14 protein-coding genes are annotated in these 25,056 nt (G+C 51.8%); 3 read left to right on the forward strand and 11 right to left on the reverse strand.

Annotated elements, in window-relative coordinates; genetic code table 11:
- Window positions 1-41 precede the first annotated feature (41 nt).
- The 3 genes from ACAW87_RS10560 to ACAW87_RS10570 all read right to left on the reverse strand — a co-directional run bounded on the left by ACAW87_RS10560 (window position 42) and on the right by ACAW87_RS10570 (window position 12,713).
- Complete coding sequence (locus tag ACAW87_RS10560) at window positions 42-1,382, reverse strand: lysyl oxidase family protein (protein WP_370723345.1); 1,341 nt, start codon at window positions 1,380-1,382, stop codon at window positions 42-44.
- A 784-nt stretch (window positions 1,383-2,166) separates the two neighbouring features.
- Window positions 2,167-7,176 carry a putative Ig domain-containing protein gene (locus ACAW87_RS10565; RefSeq protein ID WP_370723346.1) on the reverse strand — a complete coding sequence of 1,670 codons (5,010 nt, stop codon included), beginning with the start codon at window positions 7,174-7,176 and terminating at the stop codon, window positions 2,167-2,169.
- A 461-nt stretch (window positions 7,177-7,637) separates the two neighbouring features.
- Window positions 7,638-12,713: an SdrD B-like domain-containing protein gene (locus ACAW87_RS10570; RefSeq protein WP_370723347.1), complete on the reverse strand. Its 5,076-nt coding sequence runs from the start codon at window positions 12,711-12,713 to the stop codon at window positions 7,638-7,640.
- 516 nt (window positions 12,714-13,229) lie between these two features.
- Here ACAW87_RS10570 and ACAW87_RS10575 point away from each other — a divergent pair.
- Window positions 13,230-16,313: an amidohydrolase family protein gene (locus tag ACAW87_RS10575; RefSeq protein ID WP_370723348.1), complete on the forward strand. Its 3,084-nt coding sequence runs from the start codon at window positions 13,230-13,232 to the stop codon at window positions 16,311-16,313.
- A 147-nt stretch (window positions 16,314-16,460) separates the two neighbouring features.
- Window positions 16,461-17,762 (forward strand): amidohydrolase family protein, encoded by a 1,302-nt coding sequence (locus ACAW87_RS10580; protein WP_370723349.1) that lies wholly within the window; start codon window positions 16,461-16,463, stop codon window positions 17,760-17,762.
- 29 nt (window positions 17,763-17,791) lie between these two features.
- Here the strand turns inward: ACAW87_RS10580 and ispF are convergent, their stop codons facing one another.
- Window positions 17,792-18,271, reverse strand: a complete 480-nt coding sequence (ispF, locus tag ACAW87_RS10585) for a 2-C-methyl-D-erythritol 2,4-cyclodiphosphate synthase (protein ID WP_370723350.1) — start codon at window positions 18,269-18,271, stop codon at window positions 17,792-17,794.
- Between the two features lie 25 nt (window positions 18,272-18,296).
- The gene (locus ACAW87_RS10590) at window positions 18,297-19,541 is read right to left on the reverse strand and encodes a M16 family metallopeptidase (RefSeq protein ID WP_370723351.1); all 1,245 of its coding nucleotides are present in this window, start codon (window positions 19,539-19,541) and stop codon (window positions 18,297-18,299) included.
- Between the two features lie 130 nt (window positions 19,542-19,671).
- On the opposite strand from ACAW87_RS10590, the gene ACAW87_RS10595 reads away from it, so the two are divergent.
- A complete protein-coding gene (locus tag ACAW87_RS10595; protein WP_370723352.1) occupies window positions 19,672-20,778 on the forward strand; it encodes a tetratricopeptide repeat protein in 1,107 nt (368 codons plus the stop codon).
- Between the two features lie 113 nt (window positions 20,779-20,891).
- Here ACAW87_RS10595 and ACAW87_RS10600 read toward each other — a convergent pair whose 3' ends face one another.
- From ACAW87_RS10600 to ACAW87_RS10625, 6 genes are all read right to left on the reverse strand, one after another.
- Window positions 20,892-21,485: a bifunctional nuclease domain-containing protein gene (locus tag ACAW87_RS10600; RefSeq protein WP_370723353.1), complete on the reverse strand. Its 594-nt coding sequence runs from the start codon at window positions 21,483-21,485 to the stop codon at window positions 20,892-20,894.
- A gap of 144 nt (window positions 21,486-21,629) precedes the next feature.
- The gene (locus ACAW87_RS10605; RefSeq protein ID WP_370723354.1) at window positions 21,630-22,838 is read right to left on the reverse strand and encodes a DUF3570 domain-containing protein; all 1,209 of its coding nucleotides are present in this window, start codon (window positions 22,836-22,838) and stop codon (window positions 21,630-21,632) included.
- Between the two features lie 24 nt (window positions 22,839-22,862).
- A complete protein-coding gene (locus tag ACAW87_RS10610) occupies window positions 22,863-23,093 on the reverse strand; it encodes a DUF4266 domain-containing protein (protein ID WP_370723355.1) in 231 nt (76 codons plus the stop codon).
- Window positions 23,090-24,049: an FAD:protein FMN transferase gene (locus ACAW87_RS10615; RefSeq protein WP_370723356.1), complete on the reverse strand. Its 960-nt coding sequence runs from the start codon at window positions 24,047-24,049 to the stop codon at window positions 23,090-23,092. The genes ACAW87_RS10610 and ACAW87_RS10615 overlap by 4 nt, the downstream gene beginning before the upstream one ends.
- Window positions 24,024-24,467: a thioredoxin family protein gene (locus ACAW87_RS10620; RefSeq protein ID WP_370723357.1), complete on the reverse strand. Its 444-nt coding sequence runs from the start codon at window positions 24,465-24,467 to the stop codon at window positions 24,024-24,026. Before ACAW87_RS10620 ends, ACAW87_RS10615 begins: the two co-directional genes overlap by 26 nt.
- 36 nt (window positions 24,468-24,503) lie before the next feature.
- Window positions 24,504-25,031: a Rieske (2Fe-2S) protein gene (locus tag ACAW87_RS10625; RefSeq protein WP_370723358.1), complete on the reverse strand. Its 528-nt coding sequence runs from the start codon at window positions 25,029-25,031 to the stop codon at window positions 24,504-24,506.
- Window positions 25,032-25,056 lie beyond the last annotated feature (25 nt).

Raw genomic sequence — 25,056 nt, forward strand, 5'->3', positions numbered from 1 at the left:
AGTTTATGTAAAAGAATAGCTAGAAAAAGATTACTAAATGCCTATTGCTTAGACAGAAATACGGGCATTGTGAAGGTGTTGTTACGCCTGTTTCGCTCGCTGATGTAACCGAGCGGATCTACTTCTATTTCAAGTTGGTAAGTGCCCTTGGGTAGCTGTTTTGGCAACTGAATGTATTGGCCCTCATACATGACGCCATAGGTGTCATAGCCACCTACGCTGATGCCCTGCTTCCGGGCTTTGCACTCGCTGTAGCTGCCCAGACCGTAGTTTGGCAGGTTCTTTTCACCGTATACCATACCATTCCAGCTGCACAGGCTATCACTATTGTTGCAAATGCCTGAATCGAACAAGCAGTAGCTGACTTTGCGCCCTTTGGCAATGAGTTTTCGTAAGGGAGTTTTGCCCTTACGAGGGGTCAGCTTAACCAGTCGGAACTCAACCCAATCATCCACGTGGAAGTGATTATGGCCGGGTTGATCATCGTAATAGTTGGTACCCGCTTCCCGATCCGTCCACACCAGGCCAGTGTCTGATTTCTGGTACACCCGCTGGTAAATTCGTTGCCGGGCGAAGGAGCCGTCGGGGCAGCGTAACGTAGAGTCTACCCGTTTGCCCTGACAAATCCACTCTCGTTTGCCCCAGGTCTCCAGCGGGCCATCGCCAATGTTGCCAATGCTGGCCGCAAACCGTAATTGTCCGGGGTAGTTGGGGTCGTCTTTGGCGTATTCCCGAATCTGTGTTTGGGTAAACCGGGGCAGAATGATCAGGTCGGGTAATAAATCGCAGTTCTTGCCCTTGGTAGTAACGCATCGGCAACCGTCAGGCTCTTCAAACGAGCACGGGTTGTGTTCGTTATTGGGCATCGGGTCAGCGCTAAATGTCATGTTGACAAAGTTTACGCTTCCCTGTATTCCCGCTCTTAAGTCAGTGATTACCAGATACCAGGTTCCGTTCGGGTCAGAGCCATTGTTAAGGAAGCTAAATCGACCATCAGGTATGTACTCACCGTCGAATGGTAATTTAGCCTGGTGTATATAGCCCGAAAAGCCATTCGAGCGGAAGCAGGTGTTGGTATAATGTTGCCCATCGTCACCACCATTTCGGTTCGTTAGCCAAATGCTGACTCCTGCCGGGCTAATCAGCTCTATTTTTAGATCAGAAACGCGCTGATGGTAAACGGATATACATACGCTCGATAACCCGAACGATTGATCAATACGTGCCGGTAATCCCTTGACCTGTATCGGAAAAGAGTCGGCTCGCACCTGGCCTGCAAAGTCGTCAAGTCGGCCACCCTGTGCAGCAAATTGCTTTACTTGTCCACTGCTTAAGTGAGCAATTAATAGGCAAGCCACCCCATAAATGACTCGTATTAGCATCGTAGATGGCGTTGCGTTGGATGGAATAAGCAGAATTCAGGCAGGCTAGCCAGTAGATGCTTACTTTCTTCGAAAATTCGCGTACATTCTGTTGCGTAGGTTAATCCCAAAGAAGGCGTTTTGGACCACGCCCGCGATGTTCCCGACCCAGGTTGGTTGCAGGTGGTGGCTAGTTGATTAATCGGGCTAAAAACGAGGTAAGTTGGTGGTATATAATTCACAGGCTAGACTATCAGTAGTAGATGATCGTTCATAATCAAATGTGATTCCACTTACATATATGTTTAATTGTTTTTATGTGTACACATTTAAAATATCGCTAACTTAGTGATGCTTATTTTATATAATGTGTTGATTGTTAAAATATTAACTTAAAGTGTTTTTGCTATAGCTTAACTGGTTATTTTTACTGATGTGCGGAATTGTACTACCTCTAAATGACAGCTTTTTTTACTTCATGTTAAAAAGGTAAGTGGCGTCTTTTCTCAACAATTGTGCCAAACCATACTATGATACTTCGTTTCTATATGCCCCTAATCGGGTCTTCTTATAGTCTGCCATCAGCGTACCAGACAATGAATGCTGGACATTGGACGTCGGATAATAGACGTTGACCAGTGGACGCCAGACGGTGGTCGCTAAACAAGCCTGTCGTTGTCCAACATCCAGCATTCTCTATCCAATGTTCAGTACGTATTAGTTGGTACGGTCGGGTAAAACAGAAGGCCCCTATCTGTTCGAGATAGGGGCCTTCGGCCAATAGAGCTAGTAAATAAGCAATGATTTACCGCAGTTTTCGCACCGTTAACGGTACACAAACGGGCGGTGGACACTGGCACACCGCAGGCGGAATGGTCACCGTAGTGTCGGCAAAACAACCATCGGCCGTGTACACCCGAATGGTGTAGACATCGCCCGGAGCGGAAGCCGGATTAGCCAGGTTCGCTGCTAACACCCCGCCTGAAATGGTCGTCAGCGACTGGTTGGAAGCAAATAACGGGGCGGCGGCTGTAAAGCTGCTACCCATCGTGATGTTATAGCTAACGGCATTGGCCGACGTACCTACCAGCGTGATTTTAGCATCATTGAGCGGTGTGGCTCCGTTGCAACTGGCCGCCGCAGCCACGGCTGTCAGGCTTGGCAGTGGTCCGTAGGCCTCGATCACGAAGGGGCAACATGACCCGTTGGGGCAACTGCCCGAAGTGGTAGCCGAGACAGTATATTCACCCAGCGCAGTTACCGAGAGGGTATTGGTGGTAGCTCCCGCAATAGGCTGTCCGTCTTTGTTCCACTGATAGCTGGCTTGTCCTGGATCGGTGCTCAGAGTAAACTCAAATGCTTCGTTGGCGCAAACCTTATAAGGCACCGTGGTACATACGGCAACCGTAGTGCCGTTGGGGGCCGTCACGGTGTTATAGGTAATGCCTTCCTGATTCAACTGCACGTTAACCCTTAGCGTAGCTACCTGCCCCGCCCCCAGGGAAGCAATGCTCCAGCTTCCCGAATTAGCTCCCGGCAGGAACGTACCTACCGAAGCGGTAGCGCTGCCAATAAAGGTCACGGCGGTGTTGCTCAACTGATCGGTGATCACCAGATTGGTGCCCGTGGCGTTGCCCGTGTTAGTCAGCGACACGGTGTAGGTCACGATGCCCCCCTTAACGGTGCGGCTAAGATCCACCGTTTTGGCAATGGCGTAGGCAGGTGCCCCGCTGGTGCACGATTCGGGTTCGGTGTAGGTGGTACCGGCCGATAACGTACCCAGCGCGGCGCTGACCAAATGCGTGGCGGGTCCGTTGCTGATGCCCGTCAGGCTGAAGCTGGCCGATGGCTGGCCCGCCGTGACGGTGACCACCGCTACAGTGTTTCCGTTATCCGTAATGGTCAGGCTACCGGCGGGGCTGTTGGTGAGTGAGACCGTGCCTGTAGCAGTATACGTGTTGGTGGCCGAATTACAGACCGGCGCGTTGACCACGATGTTCATGACAGGTGTTGAATTGGGATCGATCTGGAAGACCGACAGGGGTAGTCGCACCACACACCCCTGGGCATCGGTGACCACGACGGTGGTGGGGAAGGTGCCGCTAGTGGTGGGTGTGCCCGATACCACGCCGGTGGTTGGGTTCAAGGTCAGCCCGGTTGGTAACGTACCTGGGGCGGTCGAGAAGCTGTAGGGGGTTGTGCCACCGGTGGCTACTACGGTCTGGCTGTAGGCTTTGTCTACTTCCCCTTTTGGCAGGGTTGTGGTCGTCAGCGAAAGGGTGCAGACGGTGCAGGCCGATGGGGCCGAGTAGGTCACCGTCGTTGTTCCGCAAGCGGTAGCACTGCTGAGTACAGAAACCGTTTTGGTCAGTCCATCTGATACCAGCCCTGCCAGCGTGTAGCTGACGGGTCCGTTTCCGGTTAGGATCACTACCGTGCTGATGCTACCCACCGAGACGGTCAGCGTTTGTGGGCTGGCGTTGTTGACGGCCGCGTTGGTCGAGGTGACCGTACCCGTTACGCTGTAGGCATTGGTGGCGGAGTTACACGAACCTGGGGTAGCCGTGGCGGTGAGCGAACAGACGGGCAGGTCGGCGATGATGATGGTCAGTGGCTGTGTATCTGAGCAGGACTTGCTGTCGGTGACCTTGATGGTGAAGCTGTTGGTCGCGGCGGTCGTCGGCGTACCGCTGATGACGCCATCTAGACTCAGGTTCAGACCTGCTGGCAACGTACCCAGGAGCGTGTAAGAGTAGGGGGCTGTGCCGTCCGATGCGGTAACGGTCTGGCTGTAGGGTGTACCCACTTGTCCATTCTGTACCGAGGTGGTGGTGATGCTGGTCGAGCAGACGGTGCAGGCTGCTGGCGCGGCATAGACCACGCTGGCCGACGTGCCTCCGGTTAGGGTAGCGATTACTGTGTGGCTGCTGGCGTTGCTGATCCCCGATACGGAGAAGCTAGCCGTGGTCTGTCCGGCGGTGACGCTGATAACGCCGATGGTAGTGCCATTATCGGTGATGGTCAGCGAACCCGCCGGGCTGTTTGTCAGCGAAACCGTACCCGTTGCGGTGTAGGTATTGGTGGCTGAGTTACAAACGGGCGTAGCAACGATCACACTGAGTCGGGGCTGGCACGAGGCAGGGGCCGCATAGGTAGCACTGCTAACTTCACAGGTAGAACTCGATGCCGTTGCCGTTACCGTGTGGCTCGATTGGTTCGATACCAGACTGGCTCCCGTCAGCGTAAATCCGACCGGACTAGTGCCCGTAGCCGACACAATAGTAGAGGCTGTTCCGTCGACGATCGTGAAACTACCGCCACCCGTATTCGAGAAACTGACCGTACCCGTTACCACATACAGATTGGTGGCTGTCAGGCATACTGCCGAGGTGACGGCAACGCTAACGTCGCAGGGGGGCGTGGCATAGCCCGCATCGTAAGTAAAGTTATTTTGCCCCGACTGTCCCAGCGTGAAGCTGATTAACCCCGATGCATTGGCGTCTGTATCAATGGCATCGGCGGTAACACCGGTGGCCTGATCAGGTTTTGTGCTGAGCAACAACGTACCTGCGCTGACGCTGGTTGGAAACGTGAGCGAGTAACTGCCACCCATCGTTAGCCCGGTGAGGTTGTAAACAAAGCCCGTCACGTTGGTGCCTGTAGCGTTCGAGAAGTAATACTCCCCATTGGCGTTGGTTGTTACGGTGGTGCCGTTTGTTGGTAAACCAGACCCCTTAAGCGTTACTGTAACGCCAGCAAGAGCCGATTCACCCGCATCCTGCACACCGTTGTTGTTCGTATCGCGCCAAACCCGGTTGCCAATCTGAATGGGTGAAGGATCGCACAACGCCTGAATTAAACCTAGTCCATTGGCCTTGCCCAGGGTTGAAGGCTCGGCTGCTGTGCCACCCAGGGTGCGGTAAATTTCGGCCCGCCGATTGTCGCTGCCCGTTTGGTTATCAAACCAGCTAAAGCCTCCCGACCAGGTGTTGAGTGGGTCCATGACTGTGGCCACCGCTTTGTTGGTGCCAGGTAGTATCAGTGCTCCTCCCATAAATGTTTCCTGGTGAATCTCTATATCAGGGTTGTCATTGTTTAAGAAACCTCTGTAGTTTTCGGTGGAATAAAATTCGCCCGATGGGTTGGTGTAGGTTGTGCTTGTTGGTGTGCCGGGACCTTGCCCGGTGCCTACACCCGCCAGGCTGGTTAAGCCGCCAACCGTTCCGTTGCGCTCGAGTACCCAGTTGCTGCCGTTAAAACTGGCCCGTAAGATGTCACCACCAATGTATCCGCTCGAGAGCGTGGTAGACGATGCCTGCGTGGTATTTCGCTGCCGGTATCCTAGCTGATGCCCCGCACGGTCCATAAACCCAATCACCATATCACCGTTGTCAGTGAAGGCAATGTCAGACAACATAGCCTGTGGCCGACCGGCACGACGGAAAAAGGGATCGGCCACAGTACCATCGGCACTCGGGTTCAGGGTAGCCCCGATATTGATACCCGAAAACTGACTGACCCAGGTCTGCCAGTTGGCACCTAATTCGTCGTCCTGGGTATGAACCATGCCTTTCGAATAGTTGAGGCGGAAGCTAAACGTTGGTGTAGTTGGCAAGGTTGTGCTGCCTTCATCCATCGAGTAAATATGCGCGAAGAGGTTACTGGCGGTACCGCCGTTCTCTCCTGTACACACAACGCCTACATACACCTTGCCGTCATGCACTTTTACCGCCATTGGGCGGGCCACGCCATTGGTGCAGCCAGGGTCAGGAATGGTTATGAAGGATAGGTCACCAGCTGTTAGTGAGGCTTTGGCCGGATTGCCAATGGCTAGCGCGAGTAACCTCCGGTTAAATAAGTCAACCGCGTACAATGTGCGTCCATCTGTCGATAAAGCCATACCGCCCAGTCCAACTTTACCAACGGCATCGAAGGCCAATGGGTCGTTGCTTGCCACCGTGCCAGAACCAGGTAACACCCGGCCTGCCAGTAAACCTGCTCCCAACGATACGCTGAAAGGAGCCGATTCCAGATCAACGTACAGCGCTGCGTTCTGTGTTTGTGACGCCGTTATATTGGTCACGTAGATGCCTCCGAGGCCAGCAGAGCCCAAACCTACGTGCCGTTTCAGGAAAGCGGCGGTAAATAGTTTTTTGGTCTCACGCTGAAAAGCGGCTCCAAACACAGACCCCACCTGCTCGGCACTGGCCAGGTACGTGCCTTCTATCCCGGTGCCGGATGCGTTGTAAGGAACACTAACCAAAGCCACTTCATCGGCCACTGTTGTTGTAGCCGACAGTGGATCACCGCTCACGTAGCAGGGTACTGCCAAAGGGGGATTTAACTGGCAATAGTCGGTACTGGCGCTGACCCCGAAGTTAAGGCCTGTAGCGCCGCCGTTGGCAAACTGTACTGACGTACCTGTGCCGCTGGCTACCCGAAATCCTTCATTCAGAAAGTCTAACGACTGAGGAACCGTAAACTCAATTCGGTGGGCGTTGGTGTTGCCCACTGTAAGGGTGTACGAACCCACTGATGATGTGGTAGTGCTACTGGTTGTTGTAGACACAAGCGCACCCGCCGCATTGTAGGCACTGACGATCACACCACCAACACCCGGTTCGCCATACGCGTACGTACCTGAAGTAGGTGTGCTGGTGTAGATACCGTCACTGTTGAAATCTCTGAAGACTGTACCTCTGATTGTCTGCGCCTGCGTGCACAGGGGAAACAAACTGAGTAATACAAAGGAAAGCCAGACCCATTTAGGCAAACAGATTGGCCGACTGTCGTGAGTCGGGTAGTTATTTTTCATGAACCGATAATTAGGGAGCTAGACAAGTAATTACTAGAATAGCCCGAACAATTATGAGACCATGACCCCCTCACTAGCGGCAGTTATAGCAGGTCGTTATCAGGATTTATACTATATATGACCATTTGATATTTGCAAAATATTGATTTACAGACATATAATAAGGATCATATGATTTTTCTGTTTTTGTTGGTTGCTGACTGGTCGGTTTTGTGCTGTTTTATGAATAAATGAAAAAATGAGTATTTATGCTTAAACTTGTTATCTGCGCAAATACTATACCAGTATACTGGTTAAAATGAGTAAAATTAGTATGTATTTTAAATTAAACATATAGATATAGTAGACTTTAAGGTTACCTGTCCTTACAGGTACATATAGCTTACTGATGCCGTAAAACAAATTCGGGCCAGCCTTGTGCAGACTGGCCCGAACGGGAACTAGAGCAGTTTATTTACTAATCAGCGTCGTGTTACTTTCTTGATAACGAAAGGAGCACATTTAACCGGTGGGCACTGACACAAGGCCGGAGGAATCACCACAACGGCATCACTGAAGCAGCCGTCGGCCGTATAAACCCGAATTGTATAACTTGTACCGGGAGCCGAGAGTGGATTAGCTAACCCGCCTTTCAGGACACCGCCCGTGGCAATACCTGCCAATGACTGATTGGTGGCAAACAACGGAGTCGATGCGCTGAAACTAGTCCCCATACTGATGTTGTAACTTACTGCATTGGTGCTGCTACCCACCAGCGTGATGCTGGCATCATCGAGTGGAACTGAGCCAGTACAAGTGGCCGCTACGGCAAGGGCTGTTAAGCTTGGGGCTGGATCTGCCACCACCACGAAGGGGCAGCAGGATCCATCAGGACAGCCGGCAGTACTGGTAGTAGCTACGGTATATTCGCCCACTGCCGTTACGCTGTACGTAGCACTGGTAGCGCCTGGAATTGGCGTGCCATTCAGCGACCATTGGTAGGTACTGAAGTTGGCGGGTGCTTCAAGCTCAAATTCGAACGACGATCCTTCGCATACGTGATAGGGAACCGTGAGACAGGCGGTTGCTGTGGTGCCACCGGGAGCTGTAACCACGTTGTAAGCCAGTCCTTCTTCATTAACCTGCACGTTGTAGCTTAGTGTGGCAATCTGTCCGCCACCCAGGGTGGGAATAGTCCAGGTGCCGCCTGTTAGCGACGGAGCGAAACTGCCCATCGAGGCCGATCCCGAACCCACAACCGTGAGGCCTGATGAACTGAACGCGTCGCTGATGATTACGTTGTTGGCTGTTGTGGCACTGGTGTTGGTCAGAGAAACCGTGTAGGTTACAATCTGGCCTTTTTCTACCCGGTTCCTGTTCACCTTTTTGGTAATAGCATACGTAACAGGCGGCGTTGGCGCTTTTACGAAACCAGCATCCAGCGTAGTATTATTCTCGTTAACTGACAGCGTTACCGGAGCGGTCACACCTGAAATTGGGTCGGAGTCAATAGCATCATCGCTACCCTCATTCGATGTTGTAGCCGCCGAGAAGCCAACCGGCGTAGTGAAGCTCACCGAATAAGGAATGCCCGGTGTTAAGCCGGTAAAGCTGTAGAGACCGTTGGCATCGGTGGTGGTTGTTCCAGCCACGGTGCCGCTTTGCAATAAGGTTACCACGGCACCTGGGATTGGCAGGTCACCGGCATCCTGCAAGCCATCTTTGTTGACATCCTCGAAGACGAAGTTGCCCAGACTGGCTGTTGGCAGGTAGAAGCCTGCATCCAGGGTCGGATTGTTTTCGCCTGGTGCCAGCGTCACGCTTTGAGTTCTGCCCGTGGTAGGGTTGGCATCTGAGTCAGCGGTATCTGAGCCCACGTTGCTGATCGTTGCTGTATAACCAGCCGGTGTGGTAAAGCCTACTACATAGCTGTTAGACGTACCTGGAGCCAAACCCGTAAACGAGTATAAGCCAGTCAAATCTGTGGTTGTGGTGGCAATCGCTGACCCATTTAGGAAGAGCGTCACGGTTACGCCCGGCAGCGGTACATCACCCGTGTTCTGAATACCGTCCTTGTTGGTATCGATGAAGGTATAATCTCCCAGGCTGGCTGGAATGATTGGACGAACGAAGCCTGCATCCAACGTAGTATTATTCTCATCCACAGTTAGCGTTACCGGCGCAGTGATACCACTCACGGGGTCAGAATCGATAGCATCGTCGCTACCCTCATTCGATGTTGTAGCCGCCGAGAAGCCAACCGGCGTAGTGAAGCTCACCGAATAAGGAATGCCCGGTGTTAAGCCGGTAAAGCTGTAGAGACCGTTGGCATCGGTGGTGGTTGTTCCAGCCACGGTGCCGCTTTGCAATAAGGTTACCACGGCACCTGAGATTGGCAGGTCACCGGCATCCTGCAAACCATCTTTGTTGACATCTTCGAAGACGAAGTTGCCCAGACTGGCCGTTGGCAGGTAGAAGCCTGCATCCAGGGTCGGATTGTTTTCGCCTGGTGCCAGCGTCACGCTTTGGGTTCTGCCCGTGGTAGGGTTGGCATCTGAGTCAGCGGTATCTGAGCCCACGTTGCTGATCGTTGCTGTATAACCGGCCGGGGCGGTAAAGCCTACTACATAGCTGTTAGACGTACCTGGAGCTAAACCCGTGAAACTGTAGAATCCTGATGCATCAGTTGTCGTGGTGGCAACAGCTGAGCCATTCAGAAAGAGCGTTACGGTTACGCCCGGCAGTGGCACGTCACCCGTGTTCTGAATACCGTCCTTGTTGGTGTCGATGAAGGTATAGTCACCCAGAGAGGCAGGGATGATGTAAAATCCAGCGTCCAGTGTGCTGTTATTCTCACCCGCTGTAAGTGTTACCGGTGCTGTAATGCCGTTTATCGGGTTTGAATCGAGGGCTGTGTTGGTGCCGGCAAGCGGCGTGGTAGCCGTGTAGCCCGTAGGTGTCGTGAAACTAACCGAGTAGGGAATGCCGGGTGTCAGACCAGTGAATGAATAAAGGCCCGTGGCATTGGTTGTGGTAGTTGCCACGGCAGAACCATTACTTACCAACGTTACTGTGACGCCGGAAAGGGGGGAATCACCTCCATTCTGAATACCGTCTTTGTTAGCATCGATGAATACATAATCGCCCAGTGAAGCGGGGGCTACATACGCGGCATCGTAGGTGAAGTTATTTTCACCGGCAGCACCCAGCGTAAAGCTAACGAGGCCAGCTGTATTGGGGTCGGTATCGATCCGGTCGGCGTTGGTGCCGGTAGCTGAATTTGGTTTGCCACTTAGCGTCAGCGTACCTGCGCTGGCACTCGTTGGGAAAGTCAGCGAGTAGCTTCCACCGGCTGTCAGGCCCGTCAGGCTGTAAACAAAGCCTGTAGCAGCAGTGCCTGAAGTCGAATTTGAGAAATAATATTCGCCATTGGCGTTGGTCACTACAGATACACCAGCCGTTGGCAGACCAGGGCCTTTCAGCGTAACAGTCACGCCAGCCAGAACAGGTTCACCTGGGTCTTGCACGCCATCATTGTCTGAATCGCGCCAAACCCGGTTGCCGATCTGAATCGGCGAAAGGTCACACGTTATTTCTAGATCACCCAAACTGGCAGCTTTACCAAAGGTCGCCACCCGGTCTTCGGTCGATAAATTACCATCCTGTCCCAGCACCTGGTATTCAAAGTTACTTGCCCCTGTTCTGTTATCGAAGTAGCGGGCGCCGGCTGCTCTGAAGTTGGTGAAAGGGTCATAGGCCGTTGATACCACTTCGCCAGACCCAGGCCACGTGGTCAGACCACCCACCAGAATTTCAAAGTGTCCAACGTTGGCCGATGTCGAGTTGGCTGAACTACTCTTGCTGTACATATCCTGCCAGTAAAATTCACCGCCACCCGGACCTTCTGGGAACGTCTGATTAACTGCCGTTGACGATACCGTAATGGCAGCGGCACCATTGGCGGCTATGTTGGTTACAGAGCCATTGTTCTCGATCTGATATGTACCGTCTGCTTTGCGCCCGGCCCGTAACATTTCACCAGCGGCAACGGCTTCGTATACAGCGGTAGATGACGTGATAGTCGAATAGTTATTGTTACCTGCCTGATGGCCAAATCGGTCAAAGAAACCCACGATCATTTCACCGTTGACATCAAATTCAATGTCTGACAAAACAGGCTGAGGGCATACCGTTTGGGCAAAGCCCGTATTGGTAAAGCTGCTTGGAATAGAGTTCCAGTCTGAAATCCAGGGACGCCAGTTAGCCAGAGTGAAAACAGTACCTAGTGAGCCTGGAGGATCAATGTTAATCGTGCCCCGTGAGGTAATCATGCCGCGTGCGTAATCGAGCGGGAACGATAGTACCTCCGTAAAGTTGCTGGTAGCACCGGCAGGGTCGTGGACAAACACCAACGCTTTCAGGTTAGCAGCAGCACCACCTGTTTCACCCGAGCAGACTGCACCAACATAGACTTTGCCCCGGTAGAATTTTGTAGCAAAGGGCCGGAGAACACCACTGGTGCAACCCGTAGTCGGTAGAATGTGCTTTGTGTAAGTTGTTGGCTTGGCAGCGTTTTCGCCGATTGGTAATTCGTACAACGATTGGTCAAACAGGTTCATCACCCAGAGGGTGCGGTCATCGTCAGAAATATCAATATCACCCAACGACATTTTACCAACTAAATCAAACGCGGCAACGTCGTAGTTAGGGACCGTCTTATCGGTTGGTAGAGGATTGGCAATACGGGGATCAACGCCCACATCGATGCCAAGATCAGTCTTTAAGTTCACAAACTCCGTAACCGTTGTAGAGGCGCTTGTCGGGCTTGTCAAATCGATCGTGTAGATCTGACCGGGTCCACCGGTGCCAAAACCGGAGTGGCGTTTCAGGAAGGCCGCTGAGAAAAGCAGATTTTTTGTCCGGTGATAGGCCAGGCCCCAGGTAGAGCCGATAGCGCCTTTAGAGAGATAGGTATTCCGATCTGTGACCGTGCCATCGTACTCCCAACCTACCAGCCAGGCGTCATTCGCCGGATTAGCCGTGCTGCTGGAAGGAGCAGTTACCGGATTACCGTTGGTGTAACAGGATGTGACCAGATACGGATTGGCAACCCCGCAGTATTGGGCAGGATAGTTTATGCCAAAATCATTGCTGGATGTGCCACCATTGAGAAACTGAATGCTGGTTTTGCTGTCTGTGCCAACAAAGCCATCAAAGTCGCCAGTGACAACATTCGTGAATTCGACCCTGAACTGCGCTGTAGAACCTACATTGAGTGTGTATGCGCCACTGGCTGTGGTGGTTACAGTTACAGGTGCTGTAGCCGAATTGCTACTATATGCGGTGACAACTACCCCTGGTACGCCCGGCTCGCCGTAGGTATACGTACCAGAAACCGGTATAGCTACATACACGCCATCCGCATTAAAGTCTCTGAAAACAGTACCTGAGATGGTTTGCGCCCGGGAAAAAGTAGGTAGAAGTCCTAACACCAGGATGAGCATACACCCTATAGAATAAGGGTGTATGCGGCTGAAAAACAAGTAATTTGTTTTCATGAATTGATACGTATGAAGCTAGATAAGTAGTTACTTATTGGTCAGTATCAATTATGGGACCATGATTCGAGCTGTAAAAATACTTTAAGTAATAAAATGATAGAGGAGGATGGTTTTAATAGTAATTTTATGTGTAAATAGTTGATAATCACATATGTATATCCGTTAGAAACTGACCTTCATTTCCTGTCTGTCAACTTATAACCAAAAAGAACCGAAGGATTGGCCCGAAGAAATAAAGGGTCAAAATAAAAATATGGGCTTCAACAAATACTATACCATTCTATCATACAAGTGTACGTATTTATAGCAGGGTATCCTTGTGGTACTTTATGTAAGCTTTCGCCCTGACTCACGGCAGTTGCTCGTAGGTATAGGCAAGTGAGGTACACGCAGTAGTTTATTTGGTCAATGCGCACTGAACTATGTATTTGTAGTGCATTTGTCGGAAAAAGAGTTGTTCTTCCGTGGGTAGAACTAATTTTGGAGCTTAATCAAATCACAACACTCATCTACATGCGTAAACATCTCCTGTTGCTCTTGCTGGCAGTTGGATTCGCACAGTCGGGGCGCGCTCAAAGTATTGTTCCCCAAAATGGCGTTCACGACCAACGACCTAATCTGTATGCGTTCACCAATGCTACCATTGTGGTAGACCCCCAAACCACATTAAACAAGGCTACGCTTGTTGTTCGTAACGGACGAATTGAAGCCGTAGGCACTACCGTTACTATTCCGGCCGGAGCCGTGGTCACCGATGTGGCAGGACGTAGAATTTATCCCAGCCTGATCGATCTTGATTCTGATTATGGTATGCCCGAAGTACCACGGGCAGCGCCGGGTCAGGGTCGGGGAGGTGGTGGGGCCCCTCAACTGGAATCGAACAAAAAAGGACCATATTACTGGAATCAGGCGATTCAGCCCGAAAACGATGCCAGCCAACTATTCACCGTCACGGCGGCAAAAGCTGATGAGTTGCGCAAAATTGGGTTCGGTGCCGTATTGACGCATAACCACGACGGCATTGCCCGGGGTAGTGGTGCGCTGGTGACGGTAGCTAGCGATAGCGAGAACGAAGTGCTCTTACGCAATGGAGTTAGCCAACATTTCTCGTTCAGTAAAGGAACATCTCGGCAATCGAATCCAAACTCGGTTATGGGAACCGTGGCCCTGCTGCGTCAGGCATTATACGACGCCGACTGGTTCAAGCGCTCGAAGCAAAAGCCACAAATGAACCTCTCGCTCGATGCGCTCAGCCGCATGGCAACTTTACCGGCGTTCTTCGACGTATCGGATAAACTGGGTGTGCTCCGGGCCGACAAGATTGGCGATGAGTTTAACAAGCAGTTTATCATTCGCACCGGCGGCGATGAGTATCAACGGATCGACGAGATCAAAGCAACCGGAGCAACGCTGATCGTACCGGTAACGTACCCACAAGCCTATGATGTTGAAGATGCCTGGGACGCTGATAACGTGTCGCTGGCCGAAATGAAACACTGGGAAATGGCTCCTGCCAACGCCGCTATGCTGGCTGCCGCCAATATTCCCTTTGTGTTGACAAGCGCCGGCCTGAGAAACCGCGCCGAGTTTATGGCCAACGTTCGCAAAGCCATCGAACACGGCCTTAGCGAGCAAAAAGCCCTGGAAGCATTGACGGTTAGTCCTGCCAAACTGATCAAGGCCGACGATCTGCTGGGTACGTTGGCAGTGGGTAAAGTAGCCAACTTCATCATCACATCGGGTAATTTGTTTGCGGCCAACAATGTCATCTACGAAAACTGGATTCAGGGCAAACAATATGTCGTTACCAACCCGAACATTACGGATCTGCGGGGTACATACGACCTGAAAGTTAGCGCGGCCGGTGTACCATCTAACCTGAAACTGCTGGTAACGGGCGATAATCCGGAAAAGCCAACGTACCAGATTACCATCAGCGACACTACGAAGTTGACGCCGATGGTTAGCATAGACAACAACCTGATTTCGATGCGGGTAGCGTTGAACCGGCGTCAGCCAGCCGCCATGACCCGCCTCACGGGCTACCGCGATGGTACCGGTTTCAAAGGTGATGGTCAGCAACCCAACGGCAAAACAGTAACCTGGTCGGCCACGTTGAGCAAGCCATTCAGCGCGTCGATTGCCAAAGCAGACACAGCCCGTAAGCCGCAACTGGGCGGTATGTTGTACCCATTTGTAGGTATGGGGTCTGCCCAGAAGCCACAGGCACAAACCATGCTGATTCGCAACGCTACGGTATGGACCAACGAAGCCGAGGGTATTCAGGCCAATATGGACGTGCTGGTCACCGGTGGTAAAATTGCCCAGATTGGTAAAGGGCTAACAGCACCTGCTGGTGTAAGTGTGGTAGACGGAACCGGCAAGCACCTGACTAACGGTATTATCGATGAGCACTCGCACATTGCACTGGTATCCATCAACGAGGGTTCACAGTCGAGCACGGCCGAGGTACGTATGGCCGATGCCATCAACCCCGACGATATTAACATTTACCGGCAACTGGCGGGCGGCGTTACCTCATCACAACTGCTGCACGGATCGGCCAACGCCATTGGTGGTCAGTCGGCCATTGTGAAGCTGAAATGGGGCGAGTCGGCCAATAACATGCTGATTCCGGGAGCCGATGGCTTTATTAAGTTTGCACTGGGCGAAAACGTAAAACAGTCGAGCGCTCAGCCTGCTAATCAGGTACGTTTCCCGGTAACCCGGATGGGCGTTGAGCAGGTATACATGGATCATTTCATGCGGGCCAAAGAATACGCCAAAGCCTGGGCCGATTACAACGCACAGGTAGCAACACCGGCTAAAGGCAAAAAAGCGGCGGCAGCCCCTTCGGTCGAGATGCCACGTCGGGATATTGAATTGGATGCACTAGCCGAAATCTTGGCCAAGAAGCGGTTTATCACCTGTCACTCCTATGTGCAGTCAGAGATTAACATGCTGATGAAGGTAGCCGATTCGCTGGGCTTTAAAGTCAACACGTTTACGCACATTCTGGAAGGCTATAAAGTGGCCGACAAGATGGCGAAACATGGCGTAGGTGGCTCGTCGTTTGCTGACTGGTGGGCGTATAAAATGGAGGTGAAAGACGCTATTCCGTACAACGCTGCCCTCATGACCCGCGAAGGTGTAACGGTATCGATCAACTCCGATGATGCGGAAATGGCCCGCCGGCTGAATCAGGAAGCTGCCAAAACTGTACTCTACGGTGGCATGACCGAAGAGCAAGCCTGGAAAATGGTCACCCTGAACCCAGCCAAACTGCTTCACCTCGACAGCCGCATGGGTAGTATCAAAGCCGGTAAAGATGCTGACCTCGTGCTTTGGAATAATAACCCGCTGTCAATCTACGCCCGCCCTGAATTTACTATGATCGAAGGAACGGTTTATTACAGTCGCGAAAACGACGACAAGAACCGCGAAACGATGGAAGCCGAACGCGCTCGCCTGATTCAAAAGATGCTGCAGGCTAAATCGGGCGGACAAAGTACCGTACGCCCCACCATGCGTCGTCAGCGGATGTGGCACTGCGAAGACGTTGAAGGTGTGTTCGCTGAAGGAGAAGAAGAGAAGTAGTCATTTGCCGCGCGTCATTAGGTTGTCATTACGCTTCGCTGTCATTAAGTGGTCATTGATGGTCATTCATTGAAAAGCGATAAATGACCGTCAATGACCACTTAGTGACAGCGAAGCATAATGACGGCATAGCCAATTAATCATACCATGAAACACATTCTCACAACCATACTCACCCTGGCCTCGCTTACGAGCTTTGGTCAGAACCCGGCTCCGGGACGTACCCAAGAGCGGCCTATTGCCCTGATGGGAGCCACCATTCACACGGGTACCGGGCAGGTCATTCAAAACGGCCTTATCACCTTCGACAAGGGTGTGATTACCAATGTAGTCGATGCCTCCACGGTGCGGTTAAACACCAACGAGATGCAGGTGATCGACGTATCGGGTAAACACATTTATCCCGGTCTGATCTCACCGGCCTCGCTGGTTGGTATGCAGGAAATCGCCTCGGTACGCGCCACCGTCGATTCGCGCGAAATCGGGGTGCTGAATCCCAACATTCGCTCACTGATCGCGTATGACGCCGATTCTGAAATCATCCCGACAATTCGGAACAACGGTATACTGCTGACGCAGGCCATGCCGTTGGGTGGCACGGTATCCGGTTCGTCATCGATTATCCAAACCGATGGCTGGAACTGGGAAGATGCCGTTCTCAAAAAAGACGATGGTCTCTGGCTCAACTGGCCGGGTTATTATGCCCGGGAGTTCGACTTTGAAACGTTTCAGGCAGCGATTAAGAAAAATGAGCGTCGCGACGAAGCGTTGCGGGCATTGCAAGCCACCTTTGCCGAGGCAAAAGCCTACGCTGAAGGTCCCAAACAAGCGTCGGCCAATCTACGTTTCGAGGCAATGAAGGGTCTTTTTACGGGTAAGCAAAACCTGTATGTGCGTGCCGATTACGCCAAAGACATCATCGAAGCAGTTCGTTTTGCCAAAGGGGCAGGCGTACCGAAAGTGGTGATTGTTGGTGCCGAAGACGCCGACAAAGTAGCGGGTTTCCTGAAAGAGAACAACGTACCTGTAATCCTGAGCGCGCTTCACCGCCTGCCCAACCGGCAGGACGAAGCCACCGATATGCCATACCGGCTGCCTGGTATTCTCCAGAAAGCGGGTGTACTGGTTAGCTTGAGCTACGCTGAAGAATGGTGGCGCACCCGGAACCTGCCTTTCCTGGCGGGTACGGCCGTTGGCTTTGGCGTAACGGATCGGGAAGAAGCCCTAAAAATGGTTACCTCAAACACCGCCAAAATTCTGGGTATCGATGGGCAGGTAGGTACGCTAGAGGCCGGTAAGCAGGCAACTCTGGTTGTCTCGAAAGGCGACTTGCTCGACATGCGCACCAACTACGTGGAGCACGCTTTCATCCAGGGCCGCAAAGTCGACCTCGACGATAAGCACAAGCGCCTGTACAACCGATTCAAAACCAAGTACGGACAGAAGTAAGTGTTGTAGAGCCGCAAGATTTTGCGGCTCTACGCTTTTTCGATTAATGCCACACAGAAGCCGGCAATGCCTTCTTTTCGGCCCACGAAACCCATGTGCTCGGAGGTGGTTGCTTTGATGGCGATATCTTCTTCAGGTACGTTCATTACGCCAGATAGACACGCCACCATTTCCGGAATGTGTGGATTAAGTTTCGGCTCCTGCAATACGATGGTAACATCTACATTGCCCACTTCCCAACCCGCCTCGCGAATCATACGCAGCACCTCGGCCAGCAATACTTTACTGTCGACACCTTTCCAGCGCGGGTCTTTATCCGAAAAGTGATAGCCGATATTACGCATATTGGCGGCACCCAGCAGGGCATCGCAAATGACATGGCAAACAATGTCGGCATCTGAATGGCCGTAGGCTCCGTGCGTGTGTGGAATCTGAATACCACCCAGCCAAAACGGATGCCCTTCTACGAGTTTATGGACGTCGTAGCCCTGTCCAACGCGAATTTTCATGGGGTTTTCCTGAGCCGATTACCAGTTAAGCCGCTTCCTCCCGGCGGTAATACAGGGTTGAACTATTTTCGGGCCGTAGCACCTGGCGGGCCGATTCGCGGATTGCTTCGGGCGTAACAGCCTGAATTTTCTCTGCTTCCTGATTCACCAGTTCCGGGTTGCCCGCGTTGGCGGCAAAAGCCAGGTTCATGGCCCGGTTCAGTAACTCCACTTCCGAAAACGCCAGCGTCGACTCGGCCTGATTCTTCACCTTCGTCAGTTCCTCATCAGGTACGTAGTGGTCAACTACCTCCTGCAACACGCTCTGCACGGCGGCATCGGCTTCTTCCAGCGTTACACCCTCGTTCAACGTTCCCTGCACCAGCAAAAGACCCGGATCGATCGATGACGTGATGTAAGCACCGACGTTGCTAAACAATGACTGCTCTTTGAGCAACTTCTGATATAAGCGCGATGATTTACTACGCCCCAGCAAATCGCTCAGCAGGTCGGCTTCGGCAAAACCAGTGTCGAACCGGCCAGGCATATGATATGCTTTGTACAACGCATTGAGCGGAACGTCGGCGGTGGTTTCGATAAAGCGGGCCTGTGTTTGATGCGCCTCGGCGGGTAGGCTACGAATGTAGTCTTTCCCGGCCGGAATAGGCTCGAACCATTTCCGGCACAATTGCTTCACTTGCTCGGTGGTTACGTTACCGGCAACCACCAGAATGGCGTTGTTGGGCAAATAATACTTGTAGAAAAATGCCTTCACATCGTCCAGAACGGCATTTTCGATATGGCTGATATCTTTGCCGATCGTGGCCCAGCGGTAGGGGTGCTGCTGATAGGCCAACGGACGAAGCTTCAGCCAAACGTCGCCATAAGGTTGGTTCAGGTATCGTTGGTTGAATTCCTCGATGACCACTTTCTGTTGCACATCGAGCACCTGCTGATCGAACGACAGGCTGAGCATCCGATCTGATTCGAGCCAAAAAGCGGTTTCCAGATTGGCCGAGGGCAGCGTGATGTAGTAGTTGGTAATGTCGGGACTGGTAAAGGCGTTATTCTCACCACCCACCCGTTGAAGCGGTTCGTCGTAGCTCGGAATGTGCTTCGATCCGCCAAACATCAGGTGTTCAAACAAATGGGCAAAGCCTGTGCGGTTAGGATCTTCGTCGCGTGAGCCAACGTTATACAGGATGTTAACGGCGGCCATCGGCGTGCTGGCATCCTCGTGAACAAACACCTTCAAGCCGTTATCTAAAACAAAATTAGTATATTGAATCATTGATATAGGTTCGCAAAAGGCCGTAATTGGGCCATAAACAAAAGTACGCTGTCGATTGCAGATAGTCATCGGAGATGGACATTAAACCATTCTTTGCCGAAAACAGTCATACCAGAGATACCACCTCTTTATGAAACGCATCCAGCTACTGCTTCTGTTCGTCTTTGTTCCTTTTCTTGCCCCCGCACAGATCTTGACCGACCCCGCCGGGCAGCAAACCGTGGCAAAAGCCCTCGATCACATTTACAATTACGAGTTCGCTGAAGCAGCCCCCTATATCCGGCAGATTCAGACCAAATACCCGCAAAGCCCAATCGTTCCCATCCTTCGTTCACTGACGTTGCAATGGCAGTACCTACCCATCGGCGAGAACCGAACCGCCACAAATCAGTATGTACAACAGGTTGATCTGGCGATAAAGGGCGTCGAACGGATGATCGAGAAAAATGAAGATGATCCCGAAGCTATTTTTCTGGGACTGACTGCACACGGCTACATGTCGATGAAGCATACGTTCGATAATGAAACCATGAAAGCCGTCAGCGAATCAAAAAAAGCCTACGTGTATATGAAAGATGGCTTTAATCTGATGGATAAGAATGTTGAGTTCTACTTCTCAACGGGTCTCTATAACTACTATGTCGAACGCTACCCGATCGATCATCCGGTGGTAAAACCGTTTATGGTTTTTTTTAAAGACGGCAATATCGCGTTGGGATTGAAGCAGATGGAGGTGGCAGCGAAACGGGCGTTATTCACCCGACCGGAGGCTAGCCTCTATCTGGCTCATATCTACGTGAAGCACGAAACAAACTTTCCGAGGGCCGTTGAACACCTGGATTTCCTGGTTGACCGGTACCCGAAGAATCCAATCTTTCTGCTCAGGTACGTTGAGGCGCTTTTACTGGCGGGGCGATACGAAGAGGGACAGATTGCGCTACAAAAGTTAAAGAAGATGCAGCATAAGCTATTGCCCGCTGCCATTAACACCTTCGAGGGTATGCTGGCCGAGCGCATGGCCAAAAACGACTCGGCTGCCCAGCATGCTTACCTGACAGCCTTGAAACAACCGGTTAATATTGCGTTCACACAAGAAGAACATGGCCTGGCTTATTGCGGGTTGGCCCGTATTGCCGCCCGCGCCAACAACCGGGCAAAGGCCAAAGAATACTACAATAAAGCCCTCGATGTTGCTGAATACAAGTTCGTCATCCGCGAGGCGAAAGGGTTTAAATAATTAAGAATTAAGAATTAAGAATTAAGAATTAAGAATTAAGAATTAAGAATTAAGAATGGCTCTGCTAAAGCACCAGACGGTACTTCGGCAGAGCCACTCTTAATTCTTAACTCTTAATTTCTTTTACTGATTTCATCTCGAATCTTAGCGGCGCGCTCATACTCTTCGTTGCCCAGGGCTTCGTCGAGCATCTTTTGCAGTTCGTCGACCGTCATGTCTTTCAGTTGCTCACCAAACGCGCGGGGCGATTTGTTTGAGGTACGAACCAGCTCTTCCTGTTCCTCATCTTCATCATCAGCCGAGGCTGTGATACCCGCTTCTGACAGAATGGTTTCGTAGGTGAAAATAGACACACCGAACCGGATACCGATGGCGATGGCATCTGACGGGCGGGCATCAACGACGGTTTCCTGCACGCCATCTGAGCAGACAATGCGGGCGAAGAAGATGCCTTCACGCAGGTCAGAAATCACAATTTCGCGCACGGTGAAACCGAAATTCTTGGCAAACTGCTTGAACAGATCATGCGTCATCGGCCGGTTGGGCACAATCTTCTCGATCTCGATGGCAATGGCCTGCGCTTCAAACATGCCAATAATGATCGGTAAACGGCGATTACCGTATTCTTCGCCCAGTACCAGTGCAAACGAACCCGACTGCGACTGACTTGGCGATAAGCCTAATATCTCTAACTTAATTTTTTCCACGACGCAAAATTAACTGATAGCAGGCTTCTTTGTTCGGTTGTTTCTGTGATTGTAGGCCCGTTTGTTCGACAAATCGGACCAAATCAGTCTGATAACGTATCTGACTGGACAACAAAACAACCAAAAAATCGCCTAAATCAGTGCCTATTTTACTTTCATCATCATGGTAATACTGTTTGCTGTCATGCCAGTACTTCGCAGATAGTGGCCGTAGCGTAGTTCAAAGGCGTTCCAGCCGCGAATGCCCATGATGCCACCCGGAGGCGCGTACCGAATGCCTGAGCCAATAAACTGGGTGGTCATGGTACCAATGTCATAGTCACTGGTATAGTAAGTTTGGGTTGGACTGTGTTGGCGATACGGACGGAAATAATCGACCGCCGCTTGTTTGTGAAACCGGTAAAATGGGCTAACCGACAGGAAGGGGGTCAGCTTTACCGCTACTTCAACGCTGGCGGTATGGGCCACCATACCCCAGTCGTCGATGTAGAAACGGTAGAAGGAGCGAAGAATAGCACGGTCGCCCTGAAAATAGTTGGCACGCAGGCTGACCGGGAATTTTAGACGGGTCCCGGGCAATTTTTCGGTTGTAACGGCCGCATTGGTGAAATAAACCCGGTGAAAGGGTGTACTTAATAGGCCTTCCTGATACGACGGTTCAACCATAGCCAATAGCTGTAATCGCTTATTGATCACCTGAGAAACTGACAGGGCCAGATTGAACGAGTTGCGGGGTTTGCTGTCTACCCGAACTCTGTCGTTTTCGGCACCAGACCCGTAGTATGAAGGCCGAAGTTCAGACGGGAGTATGGCGTCGTAGGTATCCAAAAACGCACTGGCACGGAGGCTTACTTCCCGGTTTCGGTCGGCCGATAGCTTGGCAAACTGAGCTGTGAAGCCATGTGATCGGTAGTCGTATTCCGTTGAATAGGCGTAGCTAACTCCTTTGGTGATGCGACTTTTGGGGTCGAAAACCCGCCACGAAACAGACGGGTAAATATGTACGTCACTTTTCGAGGCCGACGAAACAGTCAGTGGGTCAATATTGTCGGATGAAGCCGAGGTGTAATAGTCGATGTTTACATCCAGGTTGAACGTGTGCTGCCGGCCAAGTCGGTCTGTTTTCGATAGGGTGAGGTCAAACGAGTTGGCAAAGTCGGTTAATTTTTCGGTGCCTATACCGCCCGTAATGGCCGATCTGTTACCGTCCTGGCTGTAGTAACTGGAAACAAAGTTGATCTCGGCCACCTTTAGCTGGCGGGCTTCGTAGGCTGTTGTCTCATCAGGCTTCAACTGTGCCCTGGCGGTTACGAAGGTGAGTAAGGCGGCAACGGTAAATACGATTTTTTTCATGGGAGAGTATGTATAAGCAACCCGTTAATTACACCCGCACCCCCCGCTGCTTTTGCCTCCGCTAGCCCCCGACGCTCCTTCGCGATAGAGGTAGAAACTCCCCTCAAATTTCTCTGATTTGCGGTTGGCCAGTTCCATTTCTGAGTCATTGATCCGGCTCTTCTGGTACTCTTTCACCGAAATGCAACTCGTGATCGAGCTGGTGAGGGCCAGAAAGAGTAAACTGGTGAGAATAAGTCTGAGTGACTGTTTCATGTGTGCAGGCGAATGTTGTTAGAGGTAAATAATCTATCGTGATCGTCAATCAGAATGCAGCCAACCTGGGGCATCTGATCAATAAGGTGTAGCCCTACGGTTCGGCCCATCACCATGACCGGTGTGGCCAGTGCATCGGCCAGTTCGGCGTTGGGGGCCAGAATCGTTACGCTTTTCAAGCCCGTGACGGGGTAACCTGTGCGGGGGTCAATAGTGTGGCTGTATCGTTTCCCGCCAATCAGTACGTATTTTTCGTAATCACCCGAGGTGGCCACTGCTAACCCACTGATGGATAGCCTCGAAAATGCTGATTGGCGCGTGTTCGGATCAGCAATGCCAATTGTCCACGGTTGACCGTCGGGTTGTGTGCCCCAGGCTGTGAGATCACCGGCTGCGTTAACAACGCCCGACGTGATGCCCTGCCGGGTCATAACGTACCTGGCCCGTTCGGCAGCGTATCCTTTGCCAATGCCCCCGAAACCAATCCGCATGCCTTTTTCGAGCAGGAAAACGCTACTATCTGCCTCGTTCAGTATCACGTTTCGGTAATTAATCAGCCGAACCGATTGCCGGGCTGTTTCGCGGTTGGGCAGGGCAGTCATCGTTGTGTCGAAGTTCCAAAGCCGTTTGTCGATGGAGCCGTAAGTGATGTCGAAAGCTCCTTGCGTCAAGGCCGATAATTTCAGCGACCGACCAATCAGCGCAAACACGTCCTGATCAACTAGTACCGGTGCTATACCTGCCTGCGCATTGATCTGGTTTGTCTGACTGTTGGCGCTGAACGTGGTCAATAACGCTTCAATCCGCTCGACCTCATCAACGGCCGCGTCGATACTGGCTTCGGCAAACGCTGTATCGGGCGTTACGGCGCTGATTTCGAAACGGTTGCCCATTAGTTTCAGCACCTTCTTATGCAACTGGCCAGTTGAATCAGTGAGCAGCGGCGTGGAGGGCATCTATCTCGTTGACAAGCGTTTGCACGTTGAGCGATGCCGGGTAACCAACCCAGTGCCTCAGCTCTTTGCCCGATGCATCGATCAGTACCGTCAGCGGAAACTGACCGTCGGGATTGTAGCGCTCGGCCAACGTTTCGTTGTGGGTGGTCTGCTGTGAGCTTAACTGGTTCTTCTTCAATCGAGGAAAATCGGCCCGAACCAGCACCAGATGCTGCCCAGCATAGGTCAGGAAAGCGTCTGATTCAAACACTTCTTTCTTCAATTTAATGCAAGGGCCACACCAGTCAGAGCCGGAGAAATTTAGCAAGATGAGCTTGTTACTGCTTTTTGCCTCTATTTTGGCCTGCTCCATGTTCAGCTGCCATTGAGGTGCGTTGGTAAAACCCAGTACCAGAAAGAAAGCGAATAGCGATTTCATAGGAAATTGGAGAAGCATTTTAAGAGTCTGCAAAGGTTAACTATACACCACCAGTGTAGTGCCGTCGGTGAGTACTTTGTAGGCCTTAATGCCACTACCTGCCAGGCTATTCTTACCCGATCCGTCAAGGTTAAAGCGGGCGCCGTGATCGGTGCAGTAAAACTCCGTACTGTTGAATATGACCTTCTTTTTAGGCTGGTGGCTACAGGTTTGTGTGACCGCTGCGTAAGATGAAGCGCTGACTCTGGCGATGACAATGCCACTTACAACAACGTACCCACCTACATTTTTAAGGGCGGCTGCATTGGCCAGTGTCAGCGTGACTAGTGGATTCTTAACACCTAGTATATCTGAAGTAGCGGCAGTGGTGCTAGTCGGGGTAGTGACCGACGTCGACGACGATGTTGTAGCAGTTGTGCCGTTTGGTCCAGTGATCGTTTGTCCCTGAGCGTTCAACGTTAGTGCAGGTACAGAGGAGTCATCTTCGTTAGTACAGGAAGCAAGCGCGGCCATAAGGGCGGCTCCCCGGAAACCAAGATGCTTCAAAAAGGTATATCGATTCATGTCAGGAAAAGTTACTGTCAGTAGT

This window comes from Fibrella aquatica (assembly GCF_041321135.1).
Classification (GTDB): Bacteria; Bacteroidota; Bacteroidia; order Cytophagales; family Spirosomataceae; genus Fibrella; species Fibrella aquatica.